This window comes from Lysinibacillus sp. CTST325 (genome assembly GCF_054665055.1).
Map to the genome: position 1 here is coordinate 14465 of NZ_BAAFHO010000007.1, position 14383 is coordinate 28847.

Consider the following 14383-nt stretch of genomic DNA (forward strand, 5'->3'; position numbering starts at 1 on the left):
ATATTAATTATATATTAGCAATAATAATTATGTGAATATATAATTTATTCATAACAATATTTTCACTAGAATAATATTGGAAATGGAGTTGATAAAGATATGTATACAATGACAGATCAAAAACAATGGAAAGGTCGTATAGATTCAACTACTAATACGAGTAGTTTCCGTTTACATCAAAAAGTGAAAAGAATTCCTATTAATGATGTAAGCGCTTCAGATAATCAGCATGCCGGAATTGTGGGCTTTATATGTGATGAAGGTGTACGTCGTAATCAGGGGCGTGTAGGGGCAGCAAGTGCACCTAATGCTCTGCGTGAATCATTATCTAGCTTACCTTGGACATTTAATGGTGAACAGCAAATTATAGATGTTGGTAACGTTCTTTGTCTTAACCACGCTTTAGAAGAAGCACAGCGTGAGCTCGGTGAAATTGTCAAAACATTGCTAAATAAAAAAATACAATGTGTCGTGCTTGGTGGTGGACATGAGACATTATACGGACACTATTTAGGTGTTCGTGCATCGTTACCTAAAGATGCGAAAATCGGGATCGTCAATATCGACGCTCATTTTGATTTACGACCATACGATGAGCAACCATCGTCTGGTACAATGTTCCGTCAGATTTTAGAACAGGATGCGCATACCGACTACTTTGTTTTAGGCATACAACGTTTCGGCAATACAAAAGAGCTATTTGATAAAGCCGATGAGTTGCATGTGAATTATGTGTTAGAAGAAAATATGACGCCAGAAAATAATGCGCAAATCATGCATGACCTTCAGCAATTTATGGATAATCATGATTATATTCTCTTAACACTCTGTATGGATGTACTAAATGCTGCATTTGCACCGGGTGTTAGTGCTCCATCACCATTTGGATTAGATCCAAAAACTGTACGTACGATACTTCAACAAGTAACTTCACATCCAAATACACATTCTTTTGATATTTGTGAGGTAAATCCTTCACTAGATGAGAATGGACGAACAGTTAAACTAGGTGCTTATTTTGTTTATGAAGCACTAAATCACTTACTTAGGAGATAAGGTTCATGATCGAAATTAATCAAATTACAACAGTATTTCTAGCAGTTGCACTATTCGCATTGGGCGGCTGGCTCATCAATAAAATCGGTTTTTTAAAGCGTTTTTGTATACCAGCACCTGTTGTTGGTGGCTTACTATTCGCCGCATTAACCACTATTCTAAAGACAACTGGCGTATTAGAAATTTCTCTTGATACGTCATTACAAAGCTTATTTATGATTACTTTCTTCACAACAATTGGTTTAGGAGCAAGCTTTAAACTTGTAAAGCTTGGTGGAAAATTATTAATTATTTATTGGTTGGCTTGTGGTTTCCTAGCATTAATGCAAAATGTTATTGGTGTATCTCTTGCATCGCTAATGGGGATTCATCCATTAATCGGTATGATGGCCGGTGCTGTTTCTATGGAAGGTGGCCATGGTGCCGCTGCAGCATTTGGACAAACATTAGAAGACTTAGGTATTTCATCAGCCATGACAATCGGTGCGGCTGCGGCTACATGTGGTTTAGTGGCTGGTGGTTTAATCGGTGGTCCTATCGTAAAGTACTTAGTTGGTAAATATAATTTAACGCCAAATGAACAAGAAACAGAAGAAGTTGACTTTGAAAATAAAAATGAACAAATTACATCCGATTCATTCTTTACACAAGTACTATTAATTACGTTCTGTATGGCTGTAGGTACATATGTTGGAACATTATTCTCAGAAGCTACTGGTTTCGTACTACCTGGCTATGTTGGTTCAATGTTTGTAGCTGTACTAGTGCGCAATATTATGGATAAAGTAAAACCTGAAGCGATTAACATGAAGAGTATTTCTTTAATCGGCGATGTGACATTAGGTGTTTTCCTTTCAATGGCGCTCATGAGTATTAAGTTATGGGAAATTGCTGATTTAGCACTTCCACTATTCATCATTGTTTTCGTACAAGTATTCTTCATTGTCTTATTTAGTATCTTTGTATTGTTTAAGATTCTTGGAAAAAATTACGATGCTGCGGTTATGGTTGCCGGTTTTGCTGGTCACGGTTTAGGGGCAACGCCAAATGCGATGGCCAATATGTCAGCAGTTGTCCAACGTTTCGGTCCATCTCAAAAAGCATTTCTTGTTGTACCAATTGTAGGAGCGTTTTTAATCGACGTCTTCGGTATTCCAATTATTATTACGACGATCAATTTATTTAAATAATCAATGAGCCGTGCAACTGTCTAATAATGACAATTGCACGGCTTATTTTTTTGCTTATTGATTATTGTAATATTTCACTAACAGTTACAAATTCGTAGCCTTGTTTTTGCAAGTATAGAATGACATTTTCCAAACCATTTGCTGTCGTTTGATGAATATCATGCATTAAAATAATGCTGCCATCTTTTGCTGACGCTTTCACATACGTTAATATTTTATCAGCATTGCGATGTTTCCAATCTAGCGTATCGATTGACCATAGAATAGTAGGCATCGTCATGACAGATCGAACTTTATCATTCGTTGCACCATATGGTGGACGGAAAACCGTTGGATACTGACCAATCGCAGCATAAATTGCATTGCTAGTTCGATCAACCTCTTGTTTAACATTTGCTGTCGATAAGGCTGTTAACTTTGCATGGTCCCATGTATGATTGCCTATTTCATGGCCAGCCTCATAAATTTGCTTTACGACTGCTGAATTTTTAGAGACATTTTGCCCAACCATAAAAAATGTTGCCTTTGCATCATATTTCTTTAAAATCGCTAAAACTTGTGGGGTAACTTTTGCATCTGGCCCATCATCAAATGTTAAAGCCACACGCTTTTTTTCCCCTTTCGTTACTGGTACACCTTTATTGTATACTTTGTTATCAGTTATTTGGATATTTGCCAGCTCTGAAGCTTTCACATAGCCCTCTTGTTCACCAGCTTCTACATAGGCCCAGCCTGCTAGTATCGTATATTGCTGAACGACTGTTTTATTGGCAAGTGTACCAAGAACCTCGCCACTTGGGCTAGCAGTTAAACGAAGCACAGCGCCATTAGCAGCATTTACTCGTTTTTTTGTCGCAACAGGTTTCTTTAAAGAATTTGTTGCAACATAACCTGTTTGATGGCCATATTGGACAAATGACCAACCTCCGGGTGCTGATCCATATACAAAGATCATACTATTTTCGTAAATCTGTCCTGCTTTTTGTGCACTTGGACTAGGGTATGTAAATAAAGTTGTTCCATCTTTTTTCGTCACTACATATTTTTCGGATGTAAGGCTTACTAATGCTGCCGTTTCTACATATCCCTCTAGCTGCTGCGCCTTAATTCGAGTCCATTCTTCACTTACTGGTGTAGCTGTTACATAACTACCCTTCGCTATTTGACCGATTACGGCACTTTCTAGGGAAGGTTCTACATAAACTGTTGTGTTATTAGCTACTGATTGAATAACTGGTGTACCCTCAGCATTTGCAGAAGTAGTATTACCTACAAACACAAAACTGATTAAAAAAGTCAAAATAATAGCATACGGTAAAAGTTTTTTCATTGTTCTACACCGCCCTTTTCTTCACAGATGTCTTTTCTCATATGTTTTTTCCATAAAAGTATAGGATTCGACTCTAATTATAGAATAATAAATTATTCCAGGAAATAGTAGGAATCAACTAGTTTTTGTAATTTATAAATTCTTTATTAACGCTTTTTGTAGATAGGAAGAACTGCATATTATCAAATTGTTTACTGATACTTTATTAAATTCATTTTCGCCTTTTCTTCATCAAAAATCCCCCGTGGTAGCGCTGGCAATAGATGATGAAAACAATGGGCCTTAATACCTCCCCTCTTAAATGATAATGAACGATCGTATCCCCAAGCATGAATACTATGTTAGCTATTTTGCCAACTTTCATTTGTCAAAGGCCCCAAGACGCCTTTTTCAGGTACTTGTGCAGTGCACCCTATAAATATGACGAATGAAACGTTAAAAAAGTTATTATTTTTTCATATTTTTTCCTCTTACAGCGCATCGTACGCTGTAAGAGCATCTTCAATATGGAATGGCGGTGTCCAAGCCTGCCCATTCGCATTCGTCGTCACGAAAATATATTGTTTTCCATCTTTTTCGATAATAGAGGCTAAGCAAAGACCCGCTTCAGGTGTATAGCCCGTTTTTCCTCCTAATATCGCACCTTCCCCTCCTGGTATTTTCGCTAATAGTGAGCTTGTTATCGTTAATTCATTTGGGACATGAGTCATATAACTTTTCGAAGTCAAAATTTGATAAAAGGTAGGATTTTTAATGGCATAACGAAATAGCTTACTTATATCACGGACACTGGAGACATGAGCGGGATCATGTAACCCGCTGGCATTGATAAAATGGGTATCGTTCAACCCTAATTCATGCGCTTTATTATTCATTAATGTCACAAATGCTTCTTCACTACCTGCCATCGCATCCGCAAGTGTTCCTGTAGCATCCGCCCCAGAGGCAAGCAGTGTACCATATAATAAATCCTCTATCGTTACAAAATCTCCTGCCTTAAAGCCCGCCATGGAAGCATTTTGAGCAGTAAATTTAGAAATCGTTTGTGGTTTAACTATTGTTTGCTTCTGCAGATCCGTAGTCATTTCAATGGCAACAATCGCTGTCATAATTTTCGTTAATGATGCAGGATAAATAATGTCATCTGCATTTTTTTCATATAATACATCTCCTTTTTCATTCAGCAACAAAGCATTTTTACTATGCAACGAAGGTAGCTCTACTGGCGTTTGTTCCGTTGTAGTGTTGTTCGTATAATAAAAAAAGTATGCAGCCGCACATATAAAACAAAATAAGACAAATTTTTTCATAAAAAAAACGCCTCCCACACATTATAATAGGAGGCATTTATGAATATTCCTGGAGGAAATTTACGAAGAAAATTCTTAAGGTTTGACAATCAATTATGCCTCGGCATAATTGCGTCTGGAATCGGCTTTGTGCTTGCACAAAGAACTCTTTTCCGATTCCGTGACATCCGCCGGAGGCTTAACTTATTTCAGTGGGTGTTTATACACCCGCTGAAATAAGTTAAAAATCATCGAAATCCGAACAAATTTTCGTAATGTCTTTATTCGTTAATTTAAAAAATACATCCTGGGATACTTCTAGCTTAAGTGTATCTTCCTTCATTAAATCCGCATATATTCCTCGTAAAATACGACCAGTTAGACCATGTGAAATAGCTATCACTTTCGGTATATGTTGAATGTCTTCTAGCCAGGCACTTAGTCTGTTCACTACTGAGTCATAAGCTTCTCCATTTGGCGCATTAAAATACCAGTTATATACGTCTGTATGATGAAGAAGATTTGGCCAAGAATTTTCGATTTCTTTCATCGTTAATCCAGCCCACTGTCCCACTGCAACCTCAGTTAAACGATCATCTTTTTCAACATTCTTCAAATCATATCCAATTGTTTCACAAATTATTTCAGTGCTCTGCATGGCTCTGCCTAATGGACTCGAAAAAATTTTCCACCCATTAGGATTTCCAATTAAACTTTTCAGCATTTGTGCGTTTTGTTGTACTTGATGTACACCCACTTCTGTTAATGGAGAATCGAGCTCTCCTTGATATCGTCCTTGTGTATTAAATTCAGTTTCACCATGACGGAGTAAGTATATCGTTTGGTTCTTCAATATTGTTTCCCCCTATAATTTCTCCCTAGTTATTACTAATATTTTTATATATTTTCATTTCTAATCCCAATATTATTCATTAGTATCGTCCCTTGCTTGGTTAAATTAAATTGGAAATGGATCTTATTTAACTTCAATGGATCAAACTGTGGATTTACTTCTTTAAAATCGTTCAATGAAAATCCATAATATTGAAACACTGGTTCCGTTGTATTACCTATATTGGAAAAAGGTTTTTTCAGTAACTTTCCTTTTATGGCAGGTGTCAATTTGGCTATATAGCTAAGAGGCAGGCTCGCCCGGTTACCATTGCTGTCTTCTACAGTAACTGTAAAATCAATTAGTTCCCCCTGATTTCCCTCCTTTTCTTCCTTTCTATTATCTGCAAGTGAAAATACGATAGAACTGTTCTGCCCTATCTCTAATCCATTCTCGGGGAGAGTTAATGTATAAAAAGCTGGAGATAATTTGTCTTTTGAATTCCAACCTAAACGAACGGCACTATAATCTGCCTCATCATTTTTCATTTTAACTTTTCCCTCTTCCCATTCCTTCAAATTCTTTCCAAACAGTTTGCCGCCTGGGACAGTGGTCGTGTTTAGATCAATATCTTCATTAAACGTAGCAATAAAAGATGTTTGCGAATCGTAGTAATTATTGATATACAGTGTGTCAGGAAGCCATTCTTTAGCATAACCTAAATCTTTAAAAATCTCCTTGTATCGTTTCTTTTCTTTCAACGTACTATCTAAAAAAGCAGATATCAATACTTTCGTGATGGTTTCTTGCTGATCACGAGGCATAATTTGTTTTAGGTTAAAGAGTTGGTTAGCTGTGCCAGCTACATCGCCTCGTCCCCATTCTTCATTAAATTGCCCATGATTGGCTCCATAAATATAGACTGACGCGTTCATATAATCATCTTTATTCGTATAGGAAATCCGATATTGCTGATTAGAGCTATCAAAGCTATTTACGTCCATATCATGCGCCCCTTGTAGTGCCAAATAGTTTACGTTTTTTAACGGAAGTGGTTTCCCAGCAGGCATATATTGACCGTCTATTCCAGCAATAGAAATAAGCGTTCGGATTGAGAAATTATAATCAAATTGAATATTTCCGTTACTAGGTGGATGTTGCATTTCGTTAAAAGCAGCTGCAATCGCGATAGCTTCTCCACCTCTGGAATGCCCTATTAGTGCAATGTGTTCCATATCCACTTTTTGATAAAATGGATTGTTTTCAGTACTGTTCCATTCTTCCCACGTTTGTAAATGCTCCAGCAATAATAACCCTCTCGCCGGATTCTCATTCTTTAGCGGACTAACCAAAAACAAATCATCGTAGGGAGAAACATTAAGAAAGTTTTCATCTACAGATACAACTATATAGCCCCTACTCGCAAGAAGGTTACCTAAATATTCGTAACCTGGATCAGAATAATCAGTCATTAAATGGTTTCCATGAACAATCATTACTAACGGAAAGTCTCCTTTCCCTTCTGGGTACCACACATGACCATTTAACGGCATTGCCTCAGGTCCAAAACCAAGTGTTCTCGTGCGAACAGAAGACCACTTTTCTACAAAATCGCTAGCGCCTACTGTTTTAGTTGTCAAAGAATTTTTTTGATTAAAGTCTTTTCGATAAGTATTCGGACTGCCATATGTGAGCTTTCTAATTGGATAGCTGCCCGGTTTCGCTGGATTTCTAAGCAAAGTATTGTCATACCGTTTCGATGTTTTCAGCTCCTTTAATACAACTACTGGGGTGTTCGCTTCCCCGGGATGAATCAACCAATAACTCCATGCTCCAATCCCTATAGTTAATATAGATAAACATGTGAGGACGCTAACTTTTTGATATTTTTTTGCATTTTTATAACTACCCTTTAACCATTTGTATAATAGTGCACCCCACAAAGAAACAACAACCGCTACTAATAGAATAAATGGGATAGCTACTTCCAAAGGAGCGAAAATGCAGAACAACAGAAATATTAGGGAACTAAAGAGTATCCATATATATCGACTAGGAATTTTTTTCACTCCATGCAATAGAAGAGTGATAAAACCACTTATTAACACTACGGAAAAAATAAATACGAACATTCCAATAGTGAAATCTAAAAAACTACGCTGAACTAATAAAAACTTCCCTTGAATCAAAATCAATAGGAATGCCATCGTACTTAAAGTGATAGCTGCACCTTTCCAACCTAATGACAATGGCTCTATACGAATTCGTTTTGCGTATAGCCTTCTAACAAAATAACTGAGTTTCCTTTTTAATACTTCCAATTTTTCAATCCCCCTACCTACAATCTATTTCATAAATATTCTATTGTAGGTTACAGGATGACTCTTTCAACCAGCTTTCATCTTTCTTTCAATAATCTTACATTTATTTTTGGATATTTTTGAAGAATAAATTAGTTAGATGTCAGAACTTTTTTTGGCAAGAAGAGTATAAAACTCGTCTCACCATTCGTTGCCAACTTAATATTTCCACCATGTTTTTCGATAACTTGTTTGGCAATCGCTAGTCCTAACCCTGTACCACCATCACTCTTGCGCGATTGATCCCCGCGCACAAAAGCATCAAATACGTTTTCTTTAATTGCCAGTGGAATGCCGATCCCGTCATCTTGAATATGAATTTCAACCCCTTTTTCCGTTGTTAAAAGCTTCAATCGTACGGTTGTTCCTGGTGGATTATATTTTAATGCATTTGAGAGAATGTTAGATACAGCTCGGTATAACCATGTATAGTTGAATGGAAAAATGACTTCACCTTTAGGAATCTCAAATTGAAACATAAAATTTTTTTCTGCAAATGCTTCGTAATACTCTGCAGCGATTTCTCTCGTGAATTCGGCTATATCTGCTATTTGAAAGTCAAAAGGATAATTAGGGCTATCCAGTCTAGATAATTCAAAAATGTCGTCAATGAGTTCTGATACAAGCTCAGCCTTATCAGAAATTATGCGTAAAATTCGTTGCCTTCGCTCTTCATCATTAATTAACCCTAATTCCATCGCCTCAATATAACCTCTAATTGTAGTAATCGGTGTCTTTAGATCATGCGATAAATCCACGAGCATACGTTGCTTGTTCTCTTCTAGGTGCTGCTTTTCCTTTTCAATTCGTTCCAGTTGTTCTGCCATGGCGTTAAAATCATCTTGGATTTGGGCAAGCTCATAACTTGCTTTAAATTTTAGTCGCTTATTATATTGACCTCGAGCAATATCTTGGATGCCATCTGCAATTGAACGAAGTGGAGTGGTAAGCCTGGAGGCCGTCCATTTTCCAAAAATATAAACAGCAATCGTCAATAAAGAGAGAAAAAGCAGAAGGGTTTGCAAGAGCATTTTGTAAAAGATCTGTTCGTTGTTTTGATAATCTTTGCCATCCATGATCTTATCCGTTTCAGATGATAGGACTGTACCGTTTTTATGGGCAATGTCCGCAAAATAATTAAGAATCTGCTCATTTAATACAAACAATGAAAAGGCAGCAATAAGTGCAATTGTAATGAAGAAATAACTATATGTAATAATTAATAAGCGCCGAAGCCGATTCGGAGATTTCATGGAATCAGCTCATCTTTCTTGGCAAACCGATAACCGAGGCCGCGAATGGTTTTTATATATACTGGTTTCCTTGGACATTCTTCAATTTTTTCACGAAGTCTGCTGATTTGGACCATAATTGCATTGTCATCAGCAATATAAAACTCATTCCATGCACGTTCAAAAATTTGTTTTTTTGTAAAGACACGTCCCGGTTCACTCATCAAGAGTTTTAACAGTTCATATTCTCGAGCACTGAGCGGAATCGGTTTGTCTTTGATATATAGCACACATTCGTGGTGCGACAAAAGTAAATCACCCAACTTTAGCTGAGAGGGTTGTTGAGCTGATAATGGGTCATTAAATTCATAATACCTCCGTAATTGGGCTTGAATTCTAGCTGTCAATTCTAAAGGACTAAATGGTTTCGAAATATAATCATCTGCTCCTAATTTCAGTCCTGTTATTTTATCGTAGTCCTGGCTTTTGGCAGAAAGCAGAATAACTGGAATTTTATATTGTTGACGGATCATTTGTAGAAGTTGATAACCATCAATGATTGGCATCATAATATCTAGAATGGCAAGATCAATCGCCTGATTTTTTAACTGATTGAAAGCTGTTTTGCCATCGAACGCTTCTAATGTAATATATCCTTCTGCATTTAAGTAAAGCTTTAACAAGTCGACAATATCGGGATCATCATCAACTATCAATATAGTTTGGGCCATAGTCTATCCTCCTTCACATATCCTTTAATGTATTCTATGTATCAATCTTCAATTCCTTTTAGATGTGGATATTGTAAGGTAAATGAAAGATTGATATAGTTATTGTGCTTGTTGCGAATAACGGAAATATTTTGATCCTCGGTTATAAAAAAAACACCAGCATCACTTTTTGTGACAACTGGCGCTCGCTTGAACATACTTTAAAAAATACGGATGTGGAATTATATAAATGGTTTCACTGTCAATCCCCAACACCTACAAAAATGACAGTATAATAATTAGGAGCACTTCCCTTCGCTGCTCAAACTAGTCATATAAGCGTTCTAGCAATCCCATCTCATAGCCCTTTGCTACTGCACCGACCCTCGTCTTGACATCAAGCTTTCGGTTAATAGTCGCCATATGATACTCTACAGTGCGCTTGCTCATCGCTAACTCCCTAGCAATTTCTTTATTTGTCTTTTCCAGCGCAATTTGCTTTAGTACTTCCTTCTCTGTCGGCGTCAATTGGTCAGCTCTCGGTAATGTAGTCATTTTCTCCGGTACGAGCCGCAACCCGAGCATACTCTGCCGAATGGCGTTTATAATTTGTGGATAGGTCACCTGTTTAGATAAATAAGCGTGAATTCCTATCTCATAAGCTTTATGCACATATTCATCGTAGACGTAACCTGACAGCACGATCAACTTGATTGCCGTATCGTAAGTCCGCTTTATTTCTATCGCCAAGTCGAATCCCGTCATATATGGCATCGAAATGTCAATAACGGCGACGTCTGGCTTTAATGTACCGATACGTTTTAGCACCTCGTGAGGTTCACTGAAAGTCCCTACGACCAGCATATCTTGCTCACGCTCTAGCCGATTCTTCAATCCCTCCATGACAAGGGGATGATCATCTAGTAGCAGCACCTTGATCGGTTGCTCCATATTTTGCTTCACCTCTCTGTTTCGGTAGTCTAATGCGGACAATCGTTCCACGTCCAGCTTCCGAGTCAATTTCGATGCCGCCTCCAAATTGGGCAACTTGACTGCTGATTGTGACAAGTCCGAATCCTTGAGAATCGGTCCGAATACCGCTCATAATTGCTGGATCGAATCCAATGCCGTCATCGCTAATCTGTCCGCAGAACGTATCATCTTTTTCCCATAACCAAATCTCCAGCTTCTGTGCTCTCGCATGTTTGACCGCATTATTGGCAAGCTCTCGCACAATCCGGAATAACGTCATTTTGTACAACGCAGGCAATGTCTCTGACAGTTTGTTTTCCAGCTTGATGGTTAGGCCTCCGTTCTCCTTAACTATACGTGCGAGCCAGAGCAGAGCTGCATCTAACCCTGCCTGATCGATGATGTGCGGGTATAAATCATCACACAGCATTCGGATGTCACGTTGCGTATCATACAAACATTTTAACCAGACGGCGGTTAACCGCTTGTCACTTTGTTCTGTATCGTGTAATTCTTCCAAATCGCGGGCAAGAAAGATTAGATTCTGCAAAACATGATCATGCAAATAATATGACATTCGAACTCGCTCTGCTTGCTGTGCCTCTAGCAATCTGTATTCCGAAGTTTTCATTGGTAACCCACTTCTCGCTCCTCGTAGTTCATCGAGTAAGGCAGCACCCATCAGCAGACGGACAGTTTCCATCCTTACTTTTTCGATTAAGCCGAGCTCTTCTGGTGTAAAGGACGTATTATTATTTTTTGAACCAAGTCCCAAATAGCCAATTACCGTTCCGTCGGGCTGCATAAGATCAATCACTTGTGCAAAAACACTCGGGTCAAATTGACGGAAATTGGTTAACTCCAGCATCTCGGCAAATGGCCCTGTTCCATACATAATAGCCTCACTTCCCCGATTCCAGACAAAGCAAAGACCCTCAATGTCTGTCACACTATGGACAAGCTCTGCAGGCATTCGCAGTAGATCGCGGCTATTGCGATGCTCGGCGAGCCTAATCGACATCTCCAGCCGCTGACGATCCAGACGAACTTCCCGTTTCTCCCGCTGACGTTTGAAGTTGTCAAGATTGAATCGATGTAGCAGTGTGAGAATAACGAACGCGCCGCACAATGTAAGTGTTGTCAGAGAAGCACTTGAACGGATAAGCGCGGCAATTAGGATGATCACAAGCCCTACATACAAACCATGAATAGCTAAAATGGGAAGATAGAAGCGGATGTCGAGTAGCTTCTGTCTGGCCCACAACGCTAGTATGGAAGCTGGTAGGACAATAAGACCTACCAATGTCATTTCCGGCAACGCTATGTATTCCCCCCATAGCAGATCTGGGAGCGCATACAGAAACAGATACGGCATCAAACCAAATGTCAGCGCGGTAACAAATGTCAGCAACCGGTTTTTTTCAGCGCGATCCATCGCGCGCCAATATACGACAGCAATGACGAATATGGCAAGTAATATGCCAATCAGCGCGGTATGAAGAGCGCTCCGGGTCCATCCCGGGATGGTTCCCAGCGAGAAAACAAATAAGACGTACACGGAGAACAAGGCGGCCAGTACCCTGTAGGCAGCCATCACTGAACCAACCCAACCTGGGACCGTGCGGAACACGAAGGCAACGAAGAAAGCATACAACAGGTAAGGCAACCAACTTGTAACGACAGGCAATATCAATCCAGTAAGCGCCGTCTCTGTCGAATAAACCGATAGCAGCGTCGCCGCCATGAATACGTTCAGCGCATAAAAGCGGCGAACCATATAGGACTCGGGCTTGTTCCGATAAGCAGCCAGTCCGATAACGAGCAGAGCTAGCTCCGCGCAGGCTGCAAACAAACTCTTATACACATCCGTCATCCCCGGTTCGCTGCGCAATTCGAAGCGAACCAAGTCCTCTCGCTCGAACTGAAGTACCCCCAATCGTTTCAGATAGGCACGATCACCGAGCTTCATTAATTCCGGCTGTTGGCCGCCAACCGACAGGAGTTTGTCACCGATGTGGACGTCCCATCCTCTCGCCTTGCCGGCCGGATCAATGGATGCGACAACCCAGGTGCCCCCATCTTCACGGAACATTAAACCAGTATATGGGTTCTTTAATGTAGTAGCATGTATATAAACCCCAACAAGCAGGAATAACAAAGCTGAACTGTATACCGCCAAACTGTATTTCCGTGCAATTTCCGGCAAATTGCATCACCTCTCTTCGAGTGTGTTACTCTTAAAAAAGCAATAAGTCGAGCGAAAACCTAACCTACGACACGCTAGGATTTATCGTACGCCGACCAAATACATATTTATCATCCCCCACAAAAAATTCACGAACAAATGTAACAGGATAGCGCCATAAATATTTTTGCGCAACTTAACTAAGATTTCTTCCGGGATAATTACAGCTAACGGAACGTACGCCCAATTGATTGGTACTTGCCACATGTGATAGAACTGAAAAATGATCGCAATCCATAGCCAGTCATGTTTAAGGCGTCCAACTTTACGTAGCAAATAGCCTCGAAAATAAATTTCCTCGCCGATAAAGTTGCCGATTAGGCCAATTAGCAGTATCAGAAACGGAAAGTTCGGGTCGTAATATCCTTGATAAAAAACATGCCATTCACCCATATGGAAAGCTGGGAATCCATTCAGCCATTCAAACAATGGCGGATAGACGTATTTTACATAAGGCAACGATAAAAGTGTGAACAGAATCGTCAAAATCGGAAATACAAGCAGCAGCCCTTTCAGATCAAGTCTGGCGAAGCCTAAGTATACGAGCGATTCCTTGAATGAAAGTCCGTCCTTGTACCGCAGCATCAGGAAAGGAACAAGCATATGCCAGCCGGCGCTCAATAGGATGAGCACATATAACTGCACATAATGAGCCGATAAACCGGTCCATGCCATCATCGACTCGCGAAGCGGATAGATGAACACATATGCAATCAGACCTGGCAACAAACCAAGAAACAAGTAGAAAGCGATTTCTTTCTTTGTCTTGGCTTCAAACTTTCGGACGAACTGGACGTAAGTCGGATCGGACAAGTTGAAAAAATCGACGAATTTACGGTAAACCACAGACATAACAAAACCCCTCCATTTAATCTCGAAATGAGCGTTAATTTCTTAGTACGCTCCTTGATCATAGCGGACTTCACTGTCAACAGAATCCGTATTTTCCGTCAATTTTAGGTTTACACACGCATCATTTTTGCGTGTTCACGCAAAGAACCCGTATTGCACGATTGTTATGCTCAAACGTCTTTTTCTTGACAACTTGTTCAATAATTACAACCAAGGTGAAATGAAATTTAGAATTTATGCACCTTGGAAGAAGCACAATGATAACTTCCTCCACATATCAGTCACTCTCTATTAATTATATTGAATATATTTACA

11 protein-coding genes are annotated in these 14383 nt (G+C 39.3%); 2 read left to right on the top strand and 9 right to left on the bottom strand.

The window, feature by feature from the left end:
- Positions 1 to 99: 99 nt before the first annotated feature.
- Together hutG and gltS are read left to right on the top strand one after the other, a co-directional pair.
- Positions 100 to 1056, top strand: a complete 957-nt coding sequence (gene hutG / locus ACYQ73_RS16285) for a formimidoylglutamase (RefSeq protein ID WP_460013456.1) — start codon at positions 100 to 102, stop codon at positions 1054 to 1056.
- A 5-nt stretch (positions 1057 to 1061) separates the two neighbouring features.
- Positions 1062 to 2246: a sodium/glutamate symporter gene (gene gltS, locus ACYQ73_RS16290; RefSeq protein WP_460013457.1), complete on the top strand. Its 1185-nt coding sequence runs from the start codon at positions 1062 to 1064 to the stop codon at positions 2244 to 2246.
- Between the two features lie 61 nt (positions 2247 to 2307).
- On the opposite strand, the gene ACYQ73_RS16295 is transcribed toward gltS, so the two are convergent.
- The 9 genes from ACYQ73_RS16295 to ACYQ73_RS16335 form a co-directional block, all read right to left on the bottom strand.
- Positions 2308 to 3576, bottom strand: coding sequence for a polysaccharide deacetylase family protein (locus tag ACYQ73_RS16295; protein ID WP_460013458.1), 1269 nt, complete (start codon positions 3574 to 3576; stop codon positions 2308 to 2310).
- 470 nt (positions 3577 to 4046) lie between these two features.
- Positions 4047 to 4886, bottom strand: a complete 840-nt coding sequence (locus tag ACYQ73_RS16300) for a D-alanyl-D-alanine carboxypeptidase family protein (RefSeq protein WP_460013459.1) — start codon at positions 4884 to 4886, stop codon at positions 4047 to 4049.
- A gap of 220 nt (positions 4887 to 5106) precedes the next feature.
- A complete protein-coding gene (locus ACYQ73_RS16305; protein ID WP_460013460.1) occupies positions 5107 to 5718 on the bottom strand; it encodes a histidine phosphatase family protein in 612 nt (203 codons plus the stop codon).
- A 44-nt stretch (positions 5719 to 5762) separates the two neighbouring features.
- A complete protein-coding gene (locus ACYQ73_RS16310) occupies positions 5763 to 7766 on the bottom strand; it encodes an alpha/beta hydrolase (protein ID WP_460013461.1) in 2004 nt (667 codons plus the stop codon).
- Between the two features lie 383 nt (positions 7767 to 8149).
- Positions 8150 to 9310 carry a sensor histidine kinase gene (locus tag ACYQ73_RS16315; RefSeq protein ID WP_460013462.1) on the bottom strand — a complete coding sequence of 387 codons (1161 nt, stop codon included), beginning with the start codon at positions 9308 to 9310 and terminating at the stop codon, positions 8150 to 8152.
- Positions 9307 to 10020 carry a response regulator transcription factor gene (locus ACYQ73_RS16320; RefSeq protein WP_460013463.1) on the bottom strand — a complete coding sequence of 238 codons (714 nt, stop codon included), beginning with the start codon at positions 10018 to 10020 and terminating at the stop codon, positions 9307 to 9309. The genes ACYQ73_RS16315 and ACYQ73_RS16320 overlap by 4 nt, the downstream gene beginning before the upstream one ends.
- A 306-nt stretch (positions 10021 to 10326) precedes the next feature.
- Positions 10327 to 10950, bottom strand: a complete 624-nt coding sequence (locus tag ACYQ73_RS16325; protein WP_460013464.1) for a response regulator transcription factor — start codon at positions 10948 to 10950, stop codon at positions 10327 to 10329.
- Complete coding sequence (locus ACYQ73_RS16330; protein WP_460013465.1) at positions 10916 to 13177, bottom strand: sensor histidine kinase; 2262 nt, start codon at positions 13175 to 13177, stop codon at positions 10916 to 10918. The genes ACYQ73_RS16325 and ACYQ73_RS16330 overlap by 35 nt, the downstream gene beginning before the upstream one ends.
- Before the next feature lie 81 nt (positions 13178 to 13258).
- Positions 13259 to 14068 (bottom strand): CPBP family intramembrane glutamic endopeptidase, encoded by an 810-nt coding sequence (locus ACYQ73_RS16335; protein WP_460013466.1) that lies wholly within the window; start codon positions 14066 to 14068, stop codon positions 13259 to 13261.
- Positions 14069 to 14383: the final 315 nt, after the last annotated feature.